This is a genomic window from Xenorhabdus littoralis, assembly GCF_033949345.1.
GTDB lineage: Bacteria > Pseudomonadota > Gammaproteobacteria > Enterobacterales > Enterobacteriaceae > Xenorhabdus > Xenorhabdus littoralis.
Genome location: NZ_VCDP01000016.1, coordinates 99,763 through 118,308, shown reverse-complemented (window position 1 = coordinate 118,308; position 18,546 = coordinate 99,763). Strand labels below are relative to the sequence as shown.

Sequence of the window (18,546 nt, the reverse complement as noted above, 5' to 3'; positions counted from 1 at the left end):
GCGGGTGTTGAACTGGTGCCGGCGGATTTACGCCAGCAACTGGCGCAACATCTGGCCGACTACATGCTGCCCGCGGCCTTTGTGGTGCTGGCAACTTTCCCGCTCACGCTGAACGGCAAGTTGGACCGCAAGGCACTGCCCGCGCCTGAGCAATCTGCTGTGGCTGTACGTGGTTATGAAGCGCCTATTGGTGAAGGGGAAACTATGCTGGCGCAGATCTGGCAAGACCTGCTGGGACTGGCGCGTGTCGGGCGCCATGACAATTTCTTTGAGTTAGGTGGTCATTCGTTGTTAGCTGTGCAATTGCTGAACTACATAAGTAAACAAGGCATGGAAGTGTCGTTGGCTACTTTATTCTCTCATCCAACATTATGTGATTTGGCGCTGGCTATTAACGACAAGTCAAACAAACCAAGTTCACCTTTTGAGGCAAATCCTGTGCCGTTAAGCCCTAAAGGCAGTCTATCGCCATTATTTCTGGTACACGAGACCACAGGTGACCCGCTGGTTTATTCACTACTGGCGACTTTGCTACCGTCGGAACTGCCCGTCTATGGGTTACAGGCACTTGGACTCCATACACTAGAGAAGCCTCCGACTTCCATTGAAGAACTTGCCGCTTACCATGTTCAAGCCATTCGTCGGGTTCAACCTCACGGCCCTTATCATCTCGCAGGTTGGTCAATCGGGGGCGTCATTGTTTACGAGATGGCCTTGCAACTGATTAGCAGCGGTGAAGAAGTCAAGTACCTTGGTATGATCGATTCCTACAATTTAAGTGGACTCAAAATTGATACTGAAAGTGGACATAATATTGATGCCAATAAATCTGTAAATGATACGCAGAAAGATATCAATACGATTATTGAATATCTGCGTGATCATATAGACGTTATTGATAAACATGATTTGGATAAGCTTTATAACTTCAATGACATGGACAAACTCCTTGCCTTTTGTAACGAACACCAATGGCTACCAACCGGTATTACAAAAGAGGATATCCTCCTTCGTATTTATACTCAGAGAGCCATTTTACAATTTGGTCAAAAATATATTGCTCCTGCTTCATCTTTACCCATCCATCTCTATACAGCAGATAATTTACCTGCTGAGTATGACTCTTGGCGTGGCTGGCGCAATATCGTTGGAGAGAATTCCGTACTTCATCCTATTGGTGGGACTCATAACTCCATCATGCAACAGCCTTTGCTCAACCAAGTGGCTGATTTGATCACTGAGCACTTGTTGCCCACAACCTACACCCCGAATATCATCATCCAAAATGGGGGCAAGTCTATTGCGCCACTTTTCTGTATTCCTGGAGCAGGTGCCAGCGCTTCCGGTTTTATCGGGTTGGCATTGTCCCTTCCACCGAAGCTACCTGTACACGCTTTGCAGTCTCGTGGTCTGATAGATGCGCATCTTCCTCCTTATATTAGCGTTGAAAGTACGGCTCATGCTTATATTCAGGCAATCCGTCAAACACAGCCTCATGGCCCCTATCACCTGCTAGGACATTCCTTCGGTGGTTGGATAGCCTTTGAGATTGCGTTGCAACTACAGGCGCAAGGAGAAAAGGTCACCGATCTCATACTCGTTGATACCAGTGCTCCTGATCCGCAGGATAGTGTTCCTAAAGCTGTCGGCCGGATTGAAACGCTAATGAAGTTGATCGATATCTACAACATGATACTGACTCAGCCATTACCGTTTACCAGCCAAGACTTCGAAAATCAGGAGCCGGATGAACAGATTCGTTCCCTGTTTCAAGCCTTGGTGAATGCGGGCATTTTCCCAGAGAATGCGAATACATCTCTGTTGCAAGGTGTTGTCCAAGTTATGCAAGCCAATCTGAACACGAGTTATACACCACATACCAGCTATAAGGGTCTTGTTCATCTAATTAACGCCAAAGAAGGAGATATTGATGAAACAGAAACTCACGAGAAAATGTGGCGTAGGCATGTTACTCAGCTAAGTACAATAATCGCACCTGGTAATCACATGACCATGCTGTCTAGCCCACAAGTTAATCAACTTGCTACTTTACTGTGGGAAAAATTGGATTATGTTAGCGCTAATTTCGAGGGTTTGTTCATGAAGTAGAATAACCAGATTTTGTTACCTTAAGCCAGCCTTACGGGGCTGGCATTTTATCATCCTTTATCAATCTGGCTTTCAGGTGTAATGGTGTGGAAATTTGCTTCCCTTGATTAGACGAGGTTTAGTGTGCCACCCGCCAGAAGGGATAAATACATTATGTTTAACGCCAGATTATGTACGGAATTTATGGATTATAAATGAACACTTCGACAATTAAACAACCGACCTATCGGATCTTACTCTCACTGTTATACCGTTCACGCTGGGCATTTGTCATTGCCGTTTTTGCCAGCATTGTCAATGGTATTTCCAGCGTTTCTTTGATCACATTAATCAATAAAGCAGTGACAACCTCCGACGATAACTATTCCTCACTCGCTTGGTATTTCGGTATTCTGGCTGTGCTGGCTATTGCCTGCCGCATACTTAGTGGCGTGATTTTCGCTAAACTGAGCCAGAATACGATGGCAAAGATGCGCGAACTCATCTCAGAACGTGTAACCCGTGCACCATTCCGTCAGATTGAGGTGCTTGGCGCCTCGCGCGCTCAATCCATCATCACTGACGATGCAACCAATGTATCATTGTTATTCTTCACTCTGCCCAATATCGTGATGCAAGGTTCAATTGTACTGGGCTGCCTGGGTTATCTGGCCTGGTTGTCGTGGCCCGTATTTTTCTTAGCGCTGGCTATAGTCGTCATTGGTTCACTCGGTTATAGCCTCGGTGGAGCCAAAGCGATCAACTCATTCAACGCAGCGGGCAAAGCACAAGATCGCCTATTCAACCATTTCAACGCATTATTCTCTGGCGCAAAAGAGTTAAAGTTACACTTCTCACGTACTCAGGCTTTCTTCACTAATTCCCTTGGTCGTGAAATTGACGCAGTACGCCAGCATCGCACCCATGCTTTCGGGGTTTATGCCTTCGGTGCTGGCTGGATACTCTTTTTATTCTATGTATTTTTGGGGCTGGTTATATTTGCCCCGACGATAATACCGGGCCTTGAAGTAACGACACTCGCTGGTTATGTGATTATATTTCTGTTTATGTTGATGCCCTTAGACGGTTTGTTAAACAGTATTCCAGCACTGAATGCGGCACGTGTATCACTGAATCGCATTGGAAATGTATTAACAGAGCTGAATGAGCAAGACCAATTTACACAGCAGATTTCTGCTAATGAATTCGGTGAAGCTACTTCACTGCGCTTGTCTGGCCTTACTCACAGTTATTATCGAGAGCAGGAAGATAAGGTATTCCAACTCGGTCCAATCGATATGAAACTAAAACGAGGTGAAATTACTTTTTTGATTGGCGGTAACGGCAGTGGCAAAACGACTCTCGCCAAGTTGCTGGTCGGACTCTACACACCAGAAAACGGCACAGTTACTGTTGATGGACATGTGATCACTGACAACAACAGAGCCAACTATCGTCAACTATTCTCGGCGGTTTTCTCCGACTTCCATCTCTTCGAAACATTGATAGGTTTGAGCGATACCGATTCGGCACTGGATTCACGTGCTAATGCATTACTCGCTAAACTACATTTGGATCACAAGGTAAAGATTGAAAATGGATGTTTCTCAACTCGCGATTTGTCACTGGGACAACGCAAACGTCTTGCTCTAGTGGTTGCCTATTTGGAAGATCGGCCATTCTATCTGTTCGATGAATGGGCCGCTGATCAGGATCCGCTGTTTAAGACGGTGTTCTATCAGGAGCTATTACCCGAGTTGGCTGCGCGCGGTAAAGCCGTACTCGCTATCACCCACGACGATCGTTTCTTTCATTTAGCCGATCATTGTATCAAGCTGGAAAGTGGTAGGCTGATTATCAATGAGGATAGAATGGTAATGACTCAATGATATTACTAGAAAATACCTAATATGGATTAAATCTTCAACTCGAGGATATTTCACCCTATCTACGATTACTGTGTTAATTTGTAAATGCTCTTTTCCTGAACAGGAAAAGAGCATTTCAAATAAAAGAACAAGATAACTTAACCTCAGCTTTGCTTAAGGATAGCAATTTTAGAATCACGCAAATTTAAGCTCGGCTTTTTCGGTTGGAAGGTATACGCAATTAAACCCGATACCACTTCCAACAAAAAGCCGACTATTCTCGATGAGCTGTTGTTCCCAAAAGGGAATAAATTTTGGGTAAAAATCATCGACGCAGCAGAAAAGTTCTTCTAAAGCCCTCATCGCCTGAGGATCTCCACTATAATGCGTCTGCTGATTTTATTGATATGACTGAGCTGGATTAAAGTTCTTGCTCAAACAGATTGAGGATCACCTCATGGAGCTGTTTTGTCGTAAAGTTTTGCGCTGGTGTAGTAAAAATAGTGTCATCTCCTGCAATGCTGCCAAGAATCCCTTCTGCTTTACCCAATGAATCCAGCAAGCGCGCAATTAACTGTGCTGCACCTGGGCTGGTACGTATAACGACAACACTGGGATTATAATCGACATCTAAAACCAGATTTTTTAATGGGCTGGTGGTCGTGGGAACACCGAGTTCTGCGGGTAGGCAGTAGACCATTTCCATTTTGGCATTACGGGTTCGGACAGCACCAAATTTTGTCAGCATTCTGGAAACTTTAGATTGGTTGATATTTTCAAACCCCTCATCCTGAAGAGCTGAGACAATTTCACCCTGAGAGCTGAATTTTTCTTCTTTCAATAATGCCTTGAAAGCTTTTACCAAATCTTCCTGTTTCGAAGGAACACGCATATTTCACCATCGTTGAATCTGTTATGAAGCGGACATTATGCAAAAGAGTGAATTTTTATTCAAGAAAGAGGAGAAAAAACCTGAATATAGAGCATAATTGCATATTTTTGTCATATAACCTTGTTAGTGAAAAGGTTATTAATGAGATTATTTTTACTTATTTTCTTTTAGATGAATTAAACAGAGTAAATGTATTGTTAATTAATTGGTGTTGTTTGATGCTGAAGGGAAGTGTAAGGTAATCAACTAATTGATTAATGATATAACTGAAGTAATTATCAAAAAAGCGTCCGTTATCTCATTAACAGATAAGCCTTTTGTCTAGAATAAGCCAACTTTGGTGTTCCATCATCAATCCATTAGGTAGATAATCTGGCTGTTAACAGATTGTTTTTAATACGTAGTGATTTACAGCACTTATTTTTAAGGAGTATCAGGATGAAAGTTGCAGTTCTCGGTGCAGCCGGTGGTATTGGTCAGGCACTTGCCCTTCTACTTAAGACCCAGCTTCCTTCAGGTTCAGAGCTTTCCTTGTATGACATTGCTCCGGTAACTCCAGGCGTGGCAGCTGATCTGAGTCACATCCCAACAGAAGTCAAAGTCACTGGTTTTGCTGGTGAAGATGCAACCCCTGCACTGGCAGGCGCTGATGTTGTACTGATTTCTGCGGGCGTGGCTCGTAAACCCGGTATGGATCGTTCTGATTTATTCAATATCAATGCGGGGATCATTCGTAATCTGGTTCAGCAAGTTGCGAAAACTAGTCCGAAAGCATTAATCGGGATTATCACAAACCCGGTTAATACCACCGTGGCTATCGCGGCTGAGGTTCTGAAAAAAGAAGGTGTTTACGATAAAAACCGTCTGTTTGGTGTGACGACTCTGGATATCATCCGTTCCAACACTTTCGTTGCTGAACTGAAAGGCAAAAAAGTAGAAGAAACGGAAGTTCCTGTGATTGGTGGACACTCCGGCGTGACTATTCTGCCACTGCTGTCTCAAATTCCGGATGTTAGCTTTACTGATGAAGAAGTTGCAGCATTGACCAAGCGTATCCAGAACGCAGGTACAGAAGTGGTTGAGGCGAAAGCAGGTGGTGGATCGGCAACTCTGTCTATGGGGCAGGCTGCGGCACGTTTCGGTCTTTCTCTGATCCGTGGTCTGCAAGGCGAGAGCAATGTTATCGAGTGTAGTTATGTTGAAGGTGACGGTGAACATGCCCGTTTCTTCGCTCAACCTGTACGTCTGGGTAAAAATGGTATCGAAGAACATTTAGATATTGGCAAGTTAAGTGACTTTGAACAGAAAGCACTGAATAACATGTTAGATGTTCTGAAGAAAGATATTGAGCTGGGCGAAGAATTTATTAATGGATGATTTATTTAATTCGTAATTTATTAATATACGAATTAAGTTAAATATATTAGATAACTTAAACCGCTAGTTATTTTCTAACTAGCGGTTTTTCTTTGAATAATTAAATTGATCGCTAATTATTCTTTTTATCTCGAACTTTCCTTTCTAATAACTCTCCTGTATGGGGATTGAAATAACGGCTTGGCCATATTTCAGACGGATGTAATTCTAAATAATTCGCTATTATCCATTCTCCCTTGGGCCATGGGCGAGAAAGTGTATTCGCCAAAGTTGATGAGCTTAGTCCCGCCTTACGAGAAACGGCTGCGAGCGTAGTTCCACGTTTACGTAAAGCGGCAATAATATCAGCAGGATGCCAATCCGATTTCATAGAAATCATTTTTTTAATCCTTTCCTATTAAATTTGAAGCCACATTAGTGGTATAACTAAAGCGTTAGTGTGAAATTAATAACGAACACGAATCTGTTATTAAGAAAATAAAATAACATTATTTTTTCTAAAAATATTTCTAATTTTTTCTTAATAACTTCTTTTTTGAACTTGGTTACAAAAATAGAGAAACATTATGAAAAAAGAGTGGTATACGGCAATGGAGTTGACCGGTGTAGGTGAGTTACCTAGATCACCACAAGGAGTTAATGCCAGAGCAAAACGTGAAGAATGGATGAGGCAAAAACGAGCAGGTGTTCAAGGCAGGGCAATTGAATACCATTATTCTTGTTTTCCTGATTCAACATTGTCTGCTCTGGAACTTCATGAAACATCACCTGAATATCAGATTCAGAAACAAGATCCTCTATCCATCTGGGTGAGTGCATTTAATTTACTCACCGAGGAAGAAAAGGAGGTAATTACTGAAGTGATATTACGAGATGGCATAAGAAGTTTTTTGGAAAAAATCACAGCTACTTGAGGCAGCTTTTGAAAAGCCAAATGTTTAAAATTTGGCTTCCTCTTCACTGCTCCGGTACAAAGCGAGGAGAAAGAGATGAAAAAAGAATGGTATTCTGCAAAAGAACTCATCAGCCTCGCAGGGCTGCCATCGTCTCCCCAGGGAGTCAATTTGATGGCGAGACGCGAGGGTTGGGAACAACGCCGTAAGCGTGGCGTGCAGGGAAAAGCACTCGAATATCATGTTAACAGCTTGCCCGAAGAAGTATTGAATGTACTGGCCGTCAGTGAAAACTCGGTCGAGTATTACCGCAATAAACGACAAGACCCGTTTATGATTTGGGTGGAAGCTTATTACCAGTTGACCAAGTCTGAAAGGGAACGCATGGTTAAGTTCATTTTGAGAGAGGGACTGGCCAGTCTTGTCCAATACACAGGAATTCAAGAGATTGATAGTAAAAACAGCCTGCCGGATTAAATAATCCGGCAGGCTGATTGAATCAGCTCAGGAAAGTCGCTGTACGGCGACATGGGCTAATCCCACAAGGGCCGCCTTATATGGAGAGTCTTCCAGTATTTGTAACGCTGAAATTGCCTTATCCGCTTCTTCCTCCGCCCGTTGGCGGGTGTATTCAAGTGAACCACACTGTTTCATTGTTACTAGTACAGTATCCAACAAATGGCGGCCATTGCCTTGTTCAATGGCACTACGTATCAGTGCCGACTGTTCAGGCGTTCCATGGTTCATGGCGTGTAAAAGGGGTAAGGTCGGCTTGCCTTCGTTCAGATCGTCCCCTGTATTCTTACCGAGCGTATTATCGTCGGAATCGTAATCCAGCAGGTCATCAATTAACTGAAATGCCGTGCCAAGATAACGACCATAATCAAGCAAAGCCACTTCTTGTTCTGGTGTTGCGTTAGCCAGAATGGCTGCTGAATGTGCTGCGACTTCAAATAACCGGGCGGTTTTACTGTAAATGACGCGCATATAATCATCTTCTGAGATATCAGGATCATTACAGTTCATCAACTGCATCACCTCACCCTCAGCAATGACATTCGTGGCGTCAGACATGAGTTTCAATACGCGCATGGAATCAAGATCAGTCATCATCTGAAATGAGCGCGTATAGATAAAATCGCCGACAAGAACACTGGCCGCATTGCCATAAATCGCATTGGCTGTGGATTTGCCACGGCGCATATCAGATTCATCAACGACATCATCATGCAGCAATGTTGCGGTATGAATAAACTCAATCAAGGCCGCCACTTTAATGTGTTTTTCTTCTTCACATTGAAGCGCTTTACCAGCCAGTACCGCAATCATTGGGCGAATACGCTTGCCACCGCCGCTGATAATGTAGTAACCCAGTTGGTTGATCAGCGCAACATCAGAATTTAACTGCTTAAGAATGGTTTCATTAACCGCTGCCATATCATCAGCGGTGAGTTTTATTATCGATTCTAAATTCATGTTTTGGCTTTGGACTCTGATTCAGAGCTATACTCATTAATTAGCATATCAATAGATATCACGATATCTCGATTGTACTTGAAAAAGCGTTCAAATAAATGACAATCGAAAAACTCCGTTTTTTTCTCATCTGTTCTAATTCTGCACTTGTCTTCCAAGCGGTTTTTGCGTAGAATTCGCGCCCTATTGTGAATATTTTATAGCGCGCTCTGGGAAGCATTTTAGGGGGTGCGCGGAAAGCGGAGTTTATATGTACGCAGTTTTCCAAAGTGGTGGTAAACAACACCGAGTAAGCGAAGGCCAAACAATTCGCTTGGAAAAGCTGGACATCGCAACAGGTGAAACTGTTGAGTTTGACCAGGTGCTGATGGTCGCTAATGGCGAAGATATCAAAATCGGCGCTCCAGTAGTTGAAGGCGTTAAAGTTAAAGCTGAAGTAGTTGCTCACGGTCGTGGCGAGAAAATTAAAATTGTTAAGTTTCGTCGTCGTAAACACAGCCGTAAGCAACAGGGCCACCGTCAGTGGTTCACCGATGTTAAAATCACTGGCATCGCTTAAGATTTTAGGAGAGCAGATTAATGGCACACAAAAAGGCTGGCGGCTCGACTCGTAACGGTCGCGATTCTGAAAGTAAACGTCTGGGTGTAAAACGTTTTGGTGGTGAGTCTGTTTTAGCAGGCAGCATCATTGTTCGTCAACGTGGTACTAAATTCCACGCAGGCAGCAACGTAGGTTGTGGTCGTGACCACACCCTGTTCGCATTAGCTGACGGTAAAGTTAAATTCGAAATTAAAGGCTCAAAAAATCGTAAATTTATCAGCATCGAAGCTGAATAATTTTTTTGAATCTTAGTCGAATCGGAAGCCCTGCAATGTGTGTTGCGGGGCTTTTTATATTCTGGATTACGCCATCTCTGGGTACTGCCTGCCATCCAGCTTTACAGTGGCTATCCTACGGAGAAAAAAGATGAAATTTGTAGATGAAGCCAGAATACTGGTTGTAGCGGGAGATGGTGGCAATGGTTGCGTCAGCTTTCGTCGTGAAAAATATATTCCAAAAGGCGGACCTGACGGCGGTGACGGCGGCGATGGTGGTGACGTCTATCTGCTTGCAGATGAAAACCTCAATACATTGATTGACTACCGTTTTGAAAAATCCTTCCGCGCTGAACGCGGTCAAAATGGACAAAGCCGCGATTGTACCGGCAAACGTGGTCAGGATATTACCATCAAGGTTCCGGTCGGAACCCGTGTATGTGACATTGCCACTGGAGAAGTGCTTGGGGATATGTTGCGTCATGAACAACGTTTTATGGTCGCAAAAGGAGGCTTCCACGGCCTCGGTAACACCCGTTTTAAATCTTCTGTAAACCGCGCGCCTCGTCAAAAAACAATGGGTACGCCAGGAGAAAGCCGCGAGCTGACGCTGGAGCTGATGTTGTTGGCAGATGTGGGGATGCTGGGAATGCCAAATGCCGGTAAATCCACCTTTATCCGTGCTGTTTCAGCAGCAAGACCTAAAGTTGCTGATTATCCATTTACAACATTAGTACCAAGTCTTGGTGTTGTGCGCATGGATAACGAGCAGAGCTTTGTGGTCGCAGATATTCCTGGTTTGATTGAGGGAGCATCAGAAGGCGTAGGTTTGGGTATTCGCTTCCTGAAACACTTGGAGCGTTGCCGCGTATTGTTGCACTTGATTGATCTCTGCCCGATCGATGAATCTGATCCGGTTGAGAATGCTCGCATTATTATCAAAGAGCTACACAACTACAGTGAAAAATTGGCAGAAAAACCGCGTTGGCTGGTATTTAATAAAGTGGATCTGACCGATCCAGAAGAAGCCAAACAGCGGGCTAAGGCTATTGCTGATGAACTTGGTTGGGAAGGCGATTATTACATGATTTCAGCAGTGAACCGTCAGGGCGTAAAAGAGCTTTGCTGGGATATTATGGAATTCATGAATACACAGCCTCGTGGCCTGGAAACGTCGGAAGAATCTCAACCTGAAAAAGTTGAATTCATGTGGGATGATTACCATAAGGAACAGTTGGAGCAGTCATCTGAGGATGATTTCGATGACGACTGGGACGAGGAAGACGACGAAGGCATTGAGTTTATTTATAAACAGTAGTCTTCATACGAAACGCTCGAATATAACAAAAGGGTGCTATTTTTTAGCACCCTTTTTCGATCAATTTTAGACCAGATATCTTCTGTTAACCGTTTTTATCAAATTATTCTGTTCAATTCTTCTGATATAACAATTTATATAAATGATTTTCGAAGCGCGACAAGGGAACCCGACGTGTACGTTGATCTTCAGGAGAAACCGAATAGGCAGAGATAAATTGGACGAAAGCGATTTGATGCCCGCTGGCGGCAGTCATAAAACCCACCAGATTATAAACGCCTTGTAGTGACCCCGTTTTAGCAAAGATCTTGCCGTCCATCCCAGCTTCATGCAGACCGGGACGATAAGACAAAGTACCATCATATCCCGATTTAGGGAGCAGGGAGATGAAGTCCAACTCATCATTGTGTTGGGCAATAAATTGCAGCATATCCATCATGGTTGAAGCTGTGATCAAATTGTGGCGTGAAAGACCAGATCCATCCACCATGACGGTATTGCCTAAATTAATGCCGGCTTTTTGTTTTAAAATCTGACGGACTGCATCAGAGCCAGCTCGCCATGTTCCGGGAACGTTAAAATAGCGATGACCAAGAGTTCGGAAAATGGTATCAGCAATCATGTTATCTGACTTTTTCAACATGATTTTTAGCATGTTATGTAACGATACCGACTGATTAAATGCGAGGACTTTTTCTGTTTGCTGAACTGATGATTGGCGTCTTATATAGCCTTTAAATTCAATGCCAGCGATACTCAATTCATTTTTCAGAATGGTTCCCGCATAACTTGCTCCATTCTGGATGGCGAACGCTAATGGTAATGCTTCAGTACGCTGAGTCAGACAACCTGTCAGAGTATATCGATTCAGATCACCTGATATGACATCAAGTTCACAATATTTTGATTCTGGCGATCCTTTGGCCAACGTTTTCACTTCGCTGAATACTTTAACCGGATAAAAAGAAGGGATTTTAACGAATGCGGGTTCGCCGGGCTGCTCTGCGCTGTAAAGTGAGATGGAAAAGCAGTTTTTATCCACAATAGCGGCTGACGGAGGTGAGCTGAAGCATTGCGTCATATCGTTCCACACCCAGCCAGGGGCTTTATCGTGACTGGCAAAAATAGACGTGTCTATGATGAGATCGCCATCAATCTGTTTGATGCCGGATTGTTTTAATGTTTCAACCATATTGCGCAGTTGCGAACGGGTTAGCATCGGATCACCGACAAAGCGGGCTTTCAAATTACCTTCTAATACACCATCTGAGATATTGGCATTACTTTCCAGCGTCGTTATAAAACGATAATCCTTGCCAAGCTGTAGCAGCGCTGCCAAGGCGGTCACAATTTTTTGAGTGCTGGCAGGTAATGCCATTTGCTGCCCGTGATAATCAACTAAAGGCGCTTTTGAGCCAACTTGTTGGGCAATAAATGAGAGATTAGTCCCCATAGGCAGATATTGAGCGCTTTCCTCAATTGAAGAGGCATTTGCACTGAACACACTCAGACTCAAACTGAGTAGACAAGCTATTCTGCTGGGAATTTTTAAAAGAGGCATAGATCTCACATATATAAAGTGAATGAATTTCAATAATATTTGGTTCAATAATACTAAAGCGCAATTCAGGGAAAAGTAAACGATGATTCATCATCAACTCTACGTTAGAATGATAGATTAGCAGGTAAAATATGTATGTGAATTCAGGCTATACTGAATTTGCACTTCTTTTATTGTCTGGAGTCCCGCCTGATAGGGTGTGCTCATTGTGCTGTTATTGCAGAAATCAGGAAGATGTTGTTTGGGCTTAGGATTGATTTAGAGGTTTGATAAATGAAACAAATTCCGATGACGGTACGTGGCGCGGATAAATTGCGCGAAGAATTAGAACATTTGAAAAATGTACGTCGCCCTCAAATTATTACCGCAATCGCTGATGCGCGTGAGCATGGTGATTTGAAAGAGAATGCGGAATATCATGCCGCTCGTGAGCAGCAGGGCTTCTGCGAAGGCCGTATTCAAGAAATTGAGGCCAAACTTTCCAATGCACAGGTGATTGATGTCACGAAGATAACCAATAATGGTCGTGTGATCTTCGGGGCAACGGTAAAGGTACTGAACGTGGATGCGGATGAAGAACAAATCTACCGTATCGTGGGCGACGATGAAGCGAATATCAAAGAAAATCTTCTTTCTGTGAACTCACCGATTGCCCGTGGCCTGGTTGGTAAAGAAGTTGATGATGTGGTTGTTATCACTACGCCGGGCGGTCAGGTAGAATACGAAGTTTTGAACGTGGATTATATCTAATAAATACCACGGTAAGCGGCGACTACGCTGATATGAAAGAAAAAGGCCAGATTTGGCCTTTTTTATCATGGTAAATATGGCACTTTTGTATAAATATGCCGTGGTTATTTAGGTAGACTAATCTTGCGTTCTGTTGATGGACGGTAGAGAACGATCATTTTCCCAATGATCTGTACATTATGTGCACCAGTTTCACGAACAATCGCTTCAGCGATCAAAGTTTTGATTTCACGGTCTTCGCCTGCAACTTTGACTTTGATAAGCTCGTGATGTGAAAGAGTTTGTTCGATTTCAGCCAATACGCCTTCGGTCAGTCCGTTGTTACCGATCATGACGACAGGCTTTAAGGAATGAGCGAGACCTTTCAGGTGTTGTACTTGTTTCTTGTTAAGAGTCATCGTTTTTTTGCTTAGTTGGGATTGAAAACGGCATATTCTACCGCCATCTCATATCTATCACCATCAAAGTATGGTGTGTTTTGATGAGAGAGCGCAAAAAGTAAGGCTCTCTATATAGTATAGTTGGAAAGAACAATGGCCAATAAAAAACGTTCAGCAAGCTCAAGTCGCTGGTTACAAGAACATTTTAGTGATAAATATGTTCTTCAGGCGCAGAAAAAAGGGCTTCGCTCCCGCGCTTGGTTTAAACTTGATGAGATACAGCAAAGCGACAAAGTCTTTAAACCGGGTATGACCGTTGTTGATTTAGGTGCTGCTCCGGGTGGGTGGTCTCAATACGTAGTCAGTCAGATTGGTAATCATGGGCGAGTCATTGCTTGTGACCTTTTACCGATGGACCCGATAGTTGGGGTCGATTTCCTTCAAGGAGATTTCCGTGATGAACTTGTATTGAAAACACTGCTTGAGAGAGTGGGTGATAAGAAAGTCCAGGTCGTCATGTCGGATATGGCTCCCAATATGAGTGGGACCCCCGAGGTCGATATTCCCCGATCCATGTATCTGATTGAATTAGCGTTAGAGATGTGTCGTGATGTGCTGGCCCCTGGGGGGAGTTTTATCGTCAAAGTGTTTCAGGGAGAGGGCTTTGATGAATACCTGAGGGAATTGCGCTCCCTTTTTACGAAGATAAAAATTCGTAAACCAGAAGCTTCGCGGGCACGATCACGTGAAGTATACATTGTAGCGACAGGGCTGAAAGTGTAGTACCCTGACTACTATTTGTTAACACAGTTGTAATATGAGGTTAATCCCTTGAGTGATATGGCGAAAAACCTGATTCTCTGGTTAGTCATCGCAGTTGTCTTGATGTTATTGTTCCAGAGTTTCGGTCCCAGCGATTCTAGCGGTCGTAGGGTGGATTACTCTAACTTCATCAATGAGATATCGCAGAATCAAGTAAGCGAAGTACGTATTTCGGGTCGTGACATTGATTTCACTAAGAAAGACAACGGTGGAAAATACAGCACTTATATGCCGATTCAGGATGAGAAGCTGCTGGATACCCTACTCAATAAACAGGTAAAAGTTGTTGGTGAACCACCAGAACAGCAAGGCCTGTTGGCGACTCTCTTTATTTCATGGTTCCCAATGCTACTGCTGATTGGCGTTTGGATCTTCTTTATGCGCCAAATGCAAGGCGGTGGCGGTAAAGGAGCAATGTCTTTTGGTAAAAGCAAAGCTCGCATGTTGACAGAAGATCAGATCAAAACCACATTTGCTGATGTTGCTGGTTGTGATGAAGCAAAAGAAGAAGTGGGTGAGTTGGTTGAGTATCTGCGTGAACCTGGCCGTTTCCAAAAACTGGGTGGTAAGATCCCGAAAGGTATCTTGATGGTTGGTCCTCCAGGTACAGGTAAAACGTTGCTGGCAAAAGCTATCGCAGGTGAGGCGAAAGTGCCTTTCTTCACCATCTCCGGTTCTGACTTCGTTGAAATGTTTGTTGGTGTGGGTGCTTCCCGTGTTCGTGATATGTTTGAACAGGCGAAAAAAGCAGCTCCTTGTATTATCTTCATTGACGAAATTGATGCAGTAGGCCGTCAGCGTGGTGCTGGTCTGGGTGGTGGACACGATGAACGTGAACAGACACTGAACCAGATGCTGGTTGAGATGGATGGCTTCGAAGGTAACGAAGGTATTATCGTTATTGCTGCAACTAACCGTCCTGATGTTCTGGACCCTGCCCTGTTGCGTCCCGGCCGTTTCGACCGTCAAGTTGTTGTTGGGCTGCCAGATGTTCGTGGTCGTGAACAAATCCTTAAAGTCCATATGCGCCGTGTTCCTCTGGATACTGACATTGATGCATCCATCATTGCCCGTGGCACACCGGGTTTCTCCGGTGCGGACTTGGCAAACCTTGTGAATGAAGCCGCTTTGTTTGCTGCTCGTGGCAATAAGCGTGTTGTTGCTATGGTTGAGTTCGAAAAAGCCAAAGATAAGATCATGATGGGTGCGGAACGCCGTTCAATGGTAATGACGGAGGAGCAGAAAGAAGCCACCGCATATCATGAAGCAGGCCATGCCATTATCGGTCGTCTGGTGCCGGAACACGATCCTGTCCATAAAGTCACGATTATTCCTCGTGGCCGTGCGTTGGGTGTGACGTTCTTCTTGCCAGAAGGTGATCAAATCAGTGCAAGCCGCCAGAAACTGGAAAGCCAGATTTCAACTTTATACGGCGGACGTTTAGCTGAAGAAATTATCTATGGTGTAGACAGTGTTTCTACTGGTGCGTCCAATGATATTAAAGTGGCGACATCCATTTCTCGCAACATGGTGACACAGTGGGGCTTCTCAGAAAAACTGGGACCACTACTGTATGCTGAAGAAGAAGGTGAAATCTTCCTCGGTCGTTCAGTTGCTAAAGCGAAGCATATGTCTGAAGACACCGCGCGTTTAATCGATCAGGAAGTGAAAGCTATCGTAGATCGTAACTACATCCGCGCACGTCAGATTTTGATGGATAATCTGGATATCCTTCATACAATGAAAGATGCATTGATGAAGTATGAAACTATTGATGCGCCGCAGATTGATGACCTGATGAATCGTACAACAGTACGTCCACCAGCGGGTTGGGAAGGTGATAATAACGGTGGCAATAACCGCCATACTCCATCATCTCCACAACAAACTGCGAAACCTGCAGACGGTAACCCAACCGCATAATGTAGTTAGTAAGTTTATCAAACTACCTTAAACCCCAGGTTCGCCTGGGGTTTTGACATTAAGGCCCCAGCGATGAAATTGACAGCCAGAGGAAGTGTCCTCGATCTCTCTTGCCCACAAGTGATGGGAATTTTGAACATTACTCCTGATTCTTTTTCTGATGGCGGAACTCATAATAGCTTTGATACAGCCTTGAGACATGCCGCTAAAATGATTGAGGAAGGAGCAACCGTCATTGACGTGGGAGGAGAATCAACACGCCCTGGCGCGGATGATGTGAGTGAACAAGAAGAACTGGATCGCGTTGTTCCTGTAATTGAAGCACTGGCGCAGCGTTTTGCTGTCTGGATCTCCGTAGATACCTCAAAAGCTGCCGTTATGAGGGAATCAGCTAAGGCTGGAGCTCATATTATTAACGATATCCGTGCGTTGCAGGAGCCGGGTGCGCTTGAAGCAGCGGCACAAACCGGATTGCCAGTGTGTTTGATGCATATGCAGGGCCACCCTCGCACTATGCAGACTGAACCTCACTATGATGATGTTTTGGCTGAAGTAAAAATATTTCTGGAACAGCAAATTGAGCTTTGCGTAGCGGCAGGTATCGCAAAAAACAACTTGATCCTTGATCCGGGCTTCGGTTTTGGTAAGAACTTATCGCATAATTATCAGTTATTGGCCCATTTGCAAGAATTTCACTATTTAGGCTTGCCGATTCTCGCAGGAATGTCACGTAAATCTATGATTGGTCAATTACTTCACGTCCCACCACAGGAGCGTGTGACAGGCAGTGTTGCTTGTGCTGTGATTGCTGCCATGCAAGGCGCCCAGATTATCCGCGTACATGATGTCAAAGAAACCGTTCAGGCGATGCAAATTGTTCAGGCAACATTGTCTGCAAAGAACATGATGTCTGCAAAGAACATGATGTCTGCAAAGAATACGATGTCAGCAAAAAACACGCTGTGAGCAAAGAATACGTTCAGCAAAGGAAAAAGAAATTTATGAGTAACCGTAAATATTTTGGTACTGACGGTATCCGTGGCAAGGTAGGTAATACACCAATTACCCCTGACTTTGTTTTAAAACTTGGCTGGGCTGCTGGAAAAGTGCTGGCCCGTCATGGCTCACGCAAAATCATCATTGGTAAAGATACCCGAATTTCAGGTTATATGCTGGAATCAGCGCTGGAGGCTGGATTAGCCGCAGCGGGATTATCCGCATCGTTTACCGGTCCTATGCCGACACCTGCCGTAGCATATCTGACACGTACTTTCCGCGCAGAAGCTGGCATTGTTATTTCAGCCTCTCATAATCCTTATTATGATAACGGCATTAAATTCTTCTCGATTGACGGAACCAAGCTGCCTGATGATGTTGAAGAAGCCATTGAAGCCGAAATGGAAAAGCCCCTGACTTGTGTAGAATCTGCCGAACTGGGAAGGGCGAACCGGATCGTTGATGCTGCGGGTCGTTATATTGAATTTTGTAAAGGTACATTCCCCAGTGAACAAAGCCTGAACGGATTAAAAATCATTCTGGATTGTGCTAATGGTGCTACCTATCATATTGCTCCGAATGTGCTCAGAGAACTGGGTGCGGATGTTATTACCATTGGTTGTGAGCCGAATGGTATTAATATCAATGAAGAGTGTGGTGCGACAGATGTTCGTCTATTGCAGAAACGTGTACTGGATGAACAGGCAGATGTTGGTCTGGCATTTGATGGTGATGGTGACCGCATCATCATGGTTGACCACTTGGGCCAGAAAGTTGATGGCGACCAAATCCTCTATATCATTGCCCGTGAAGCGTTAAGACAAGGCCAGCTACGTGGTGGAGCCGTGGGAACGCTGATGAGTAATATGGGGTTGGAGTTGGCACTGAAACAGCTTGGTATCCCATTTGAGCGCGCTAAAGTCGGAGATCGCTACGTACTGGAGAAATTGCAGGAAAAAGGCTGGCGTATCGGCGCAGAAAATTCAGGTCATGTGATTTTGCTGGACAAAACCACGACAGGTGACGGTATTGTTGCTGGGTTGCAAATCCTGAGCGCAATGGTACGCAATAATATGAGCCTGCATGATCTGTGCAGTGGCATGAAACTTCTGCCTCAAATTTTGGTTAATGTTCGCTTTTCGGGTGAGACAAATCCCCTGCAATCGGAGTCTGTGCTTGAAGCCGTTAAATCAGTTGAGACTGAATTGAATGGTCGCGGTCGTGTTCTTCTGCGTAAGTCAGGCACAGAGCCATTGATCCGCGTAATGGTGGAAGGTGAAGATGAAGCGCAGGTGACAGCACTGGCACACCGTATCGCTGATGCTGTGAAAAAAATGGGTTAATTTGTTGATTTTTTCTTCGATCAACATCAGTATTTGAAATTAA

General features: G+C 44.3%; 18 protein-coding genes and 1 pseudogene. 13 read left to right on the top strand and 6 right to left on the bottom strand.

Annotation, left to right across the window (positions count from 1 at the left end):
* Window positions 1–2,109: thioesterase domain-containing protein (locus FE394_RS05390; RefSeq protein WP_319925370.1), on the top strand; the 2,109-nt coding region annotated here is incomplete at its 5' end.
* A 194-nt stretch (window positions 2,110–2,303) separates the two neighbouring features.
* A complete protein-coding gene (locus tag FE394_RS05385) occupies window positions 2,304–3,977 on the top strand; it encodes a cyclic peptide export ABC transporter (RefSeq protein ID WP_319925369.1) in 1,674 nt (557 codons plus the stop codon).
* A 143-nt stretch (window positions 3,978–4,120) separates the two neighbouring features.
* Here FE394_RS05385 and FE394_RS19880 read toward each other — a convergent pair.
* A pseudogene (locus FE394_RS19880) lies at window positions 4,121–4,237 on the bottom strand (IS982 family transposase); the annotation flags it as partial.
* Between the two features lie 140 nt (window positions 4,238–4,377).
* On the bottom strand, window positions 4,378–4,848 hold the full coding sequence (gene argR / locus FE394_RS05380) for a transcriptional regulator ArgR (RefSeq protein ID WP_319925368.1): 471 nt from the start codon (window positions 4,846–4,848) through the stop codon (window positions 4,378–4,380).
* A gap of 438 nt (window positions 4,849–5,286) precedes the next feature.
* Between argR and mdh the strand changes: the two genes are divergently transcribed.
* Window positions 5,287–6,225 (top strand): malate dehydrogenase, encoded by a 939-nt coding sequence (mdh, locus tag FE394_RS05375; RefSeq protein WP_319925367.1) that lies wholly within the window; start codon window positions 5,287–5,289, stop codon window positions 6,223–6,225.
* Window positions 6,226–6,337: 112 nt separating this feature from the next.
* Here the strand turns inward: mdh and FE394_RS05370 are convergent, their stop codons facing one another.
* Complete coding sequence (locus tag FE394_RS05370; RefSeq protein WP_319925366.1) at window positions 6,338–6,604, bottom strand: helix-turn-helix domain-containing protein; 267 nt, start codon at window positions 6,602–6,604, stop codon at window positions 6,338–6,340.
* Window positions 6,605–6,791: 187 nt separating this feature from the next.
* On the opposite strand from FE394_RS05370, the gene FE394_RS05365 reads away from it, so the two are divergent.
* Both FE394_RS05365 and FE394_RS05360 read left to right on the top strand, forming a co-directional pair.
* Window positions 6,792–7,139, top strand: a complete 348-nt coding sequence (locus FE394_RS05365; protein ID WP_319925365.1) for a DNA-binding protein — start codon at window positions 6,792–6,794, stop codon at window positions 7,137–7,139.
* 75 nt (window positions 7,140–7,214) lie between these two features.
* Entirely contained in the window at window positions 7,215–7,595 is a 381-nt protein-coding gene (locus tag FE394_RS05360; protein WP_319925364.1) for a DNA-binding protein, read from the top strand.
* 27 nt (window positions 7,596–7,622) lie between these two features.
* Here FE394_RS05360 and ispB read toward each other — a convergent pair whose 3' ends face one another.
* Window positions 7,623–8,594 (bottom strand): octaprenyl diphosphate synthase, encoded by a 972-nt coding sequence (gene ispB, locus FE394_RS05355; RefSeq protein WP_319925363.1) that lies wholly within the window; start codon window positions 8,592–8,594, stop codon window positions 7,623–7,625.
* A gap of 250 nt (window positions 8,595–8,844) precedes the next feature.
* Here ispB and rplU point away from each other — a divergent pair, with 250 nt between their 5' ends.
* From rplU to cgtA, 3 genes are all read left to right on the top strand, one after another.
* The gene (gene rplU / locus FE394_RS05350; protein WP_012986964.1) at window positions 8,845–9,153 is read left to right on the top strand and encodes a 50S ribosomal protein L21; all 309 of its coding nucleotides are present in this window, start codon (window positions 8,845–8,847) and stop codon (window positions 9,151–9,153) included.
* Between the two features lie 20 nt (window positions 9,154–9,173).
* Complete coding sequence (gene rpmA / locus FE394_RS05345) at window positions 9,174–9,431, top strand: 50S ribosomal protein L27 (protein ID WP_319925362.1); 258 nt, start codon at window positions 9,174–9,176, stop codon at window positions 9,429–9,431.
* Between the two features lie 130 nt (window positions 9,432–9,561).
* Complete coding sequence (cgtA, locus tag FE394_RS05340; RefSeq protein ID WP_319925361.1) at window positions 9,562–10,728, top strand: Obg family GTPase CgtA; 1,167 nt, start codon at window positions 9,562–9,564, stop codon at window positions 10,726–10,728.
* 112 nt (window positions 10,729–10,840) lie between these two features.
* Here the strand turns inward: cgtA and dacB are convergent, their stop codons facing one another.
* Window positions 10,841–12,289: a serine-type D-Ala-D-Ala carboxypeptidase gene (gene dacB, locus FE394_RS05335; RefSeq protein WP_319925360.1), complete on the bottom strand. Its 1,449-nt coding sequence runs from the start codon at window positions 12,287–12,289 to the stop codon at window positions 10,841–10,843.
* Between the two features lie 273 nt (window positions 12,290–12,562).
* On the opposite strand from dacB, the gene greA reads away from it, so the two are divergent.
* Window positions 12,563–13,039 (top strand): transcription elongation factor GreA, encoded by a 477-nt coding sequence (gene greA / locus FE394_RS05330; protein WP_319925359.1) that lies wholly within the window; start codon window positions 12,563–12,565, stop codon window positions 13,037–13,039.
* Between the two features lie 104 nt (window positions 13,040–13,143).
* On the opposite strand, the gene yhbY is transcribed toward greA, so the two are convergent.
* Complete coding sequence (yhbY, locus tag FE394_RS05325; protein ID WP_319925358.1) at window positions 13,144–13,437, bottom strand: ribosome assembly RNA-binding protein YhbY; 294 nt, start codon at window positions 13,435–13,437, stop codon at window positions 13,144–13,146.
* 135 nt (window positions 13,438–13,572) lie between these two features.
* On the opposite strand from yhbY, the gene rlmE reads away from it, so the two are divergent.
* From rlmE to glmM, 4 genes are all read left to right on the top strand, one after another.
* Entirely contained in the window at window positions 13,573–14,202 is a 630-nt protein-coding gene (gene rlmE / locus FE394_RS05320) for a 23S rRNA (uridine(2552)-2'-O)-methyltransferase RlmE (RefSeq protein WP_319925357.1), read from the top strand.
* A gap of 48 nt (window positions 14,203–14,250) precedes the next feature.
* Window positions 14,251–16,164, top strand: coding sequence for an ATP-dependent zinc metalloprotease FtsH (ftsH, locus tag FE394_RS05315; protein WP_319925356.1), 1,914 nt, complete (start codon window positions 14,251–14,253; stop codon window positions 16,162–16,164).
* Between the two features lie 72 nt (window positions 16,165–16,236).
* On the top strand, window positions 16,237–17,130 hold the full coding sequence (gene folP / locus FE394_RS05310; protein WP_319925355.1) for a dihydropteroate synthase: 894 nt from the start codon (window positions 16,237–16,239) through the stop codon (window positions 17,128–17,130).
* 35 nt (window positions 17,131–17,165) lie between these two features.
* A complete protein-coding gene (glmM, locus tag FE394_RS05305; protein ID WP_319925354.1) occupies window positions 17,166–18,503 on the top strand; it encodes a phosphoglucosamine mutase in 1,338 nt (445 codons plus the stop codon).
* Window positions 18,504–18,546: the final 43 nt, after the last annotated feature.

Bases quoted from the DNA above. Each gene is read 5' to 3' on its own strand.
- FE394_RS05385 (WP_319925369.1), top strand. From the start codon at position 2,304: ATGAACACTTCGACAATTAAACAACCGACCTATCGGATCTTACTCTCA.
- argR (WP_319925368.1), bottom strand. From the start codon at position 4,848: ATGCGTGTTCCTTCGAAACAGGAAGATTTGGTAAAAGCTTTCAAGGCA.
- mdh (WP_319925367.1), top strand. From the start codon at position 5,287: ATGAAAGTTGCAGTTCTCGGTGCAGCCGGTGGTATTGGTCAGGCACTT.
- FE394_RS05370 (WP_319925366.1), bottom strand. From the start codon at position 6,604: ATGATTTCTATGAAATCGGATTGGCATCCTGCTGATATTATTGCCGCT.
- FE394_RS05365 (WP_319925365.1), top strand. From the start codon at position 6,792: ATGAAAAAAGAGTGGTATACGGCAATGGAGTTGACCGGTGTAGGTGAG.
- FE394_RS05360 (WP_319925364.1), top strand. From the start codon at position 7,215: ATGAAAAAAGAATGGTATTCTGCAAAAGAACTCATCAGCCTCGCAGGG.
- ispB (WP_319925363.1), bottom strand. From the start codon at position 8,594: ATGAATTTAGAATCGATAATAAAACTCACCGCTGATGATATGGCAGCG.
- rplU (WP_012986964.1), top strand. From the start codon at position 8,845: ATGTACGCAGTTTTCCAAAGTGGTGGTAAACAACACCGAGTAAGCGAA.
- rpmA (WP_319925362.1), top strand. From the start codon at position 9,174: ATGGCACACAAAAAGGCTGGCGGCTCGACTCGTAACGGTCGCGATTCT.
- cgtA (WP_319925361.1), top strand. From the start codon at position 9,562: ATGAAATTTGTAGATGAAGCCAGAATACTGGTTGTAGCGGGAGATGGT.
- dacB (WP_319925360.1), bottom strand. From the start codon at position 12,289: ATGCCTCTTTTAAAAATTCCCAGCAGAATAGCTTGTCTACTCAGTTTG.
- greA (WP_319925359.1), top strand. From the start codon at position 12,563: ATGAAACAAATTCCGATGACGGTACGTGGCGCGGATAAATTGCGCGAA.
- yhbY (WP_319925358.1), bottom strand. From the start codon at position 13,437: ATGACTCTTAACAAGAAACAAGTACAACACCTGAAAGGTCTCGCTCAT.
- rlmE (WP_319925357.1), top strand. From the start codon at position 13,573: ATGGCCAATAAAAAACGTTCAGCAAGCTCAAGTCGCTGGTTACAAGAA.
- folP (WP_319925355.1), top strand. From the start codon at position 16,237: ATGAAATTGACAGCCAGAGGAAGTGTCCTCGATCTCTCTTGCCCACAA.
- glmM (WP_319925354.1), top strand. From the start codon at position 17,166: ATGAGTAACCGTAAATATTTTGGTACTGACGGTATCCGTGGCAAGGTA.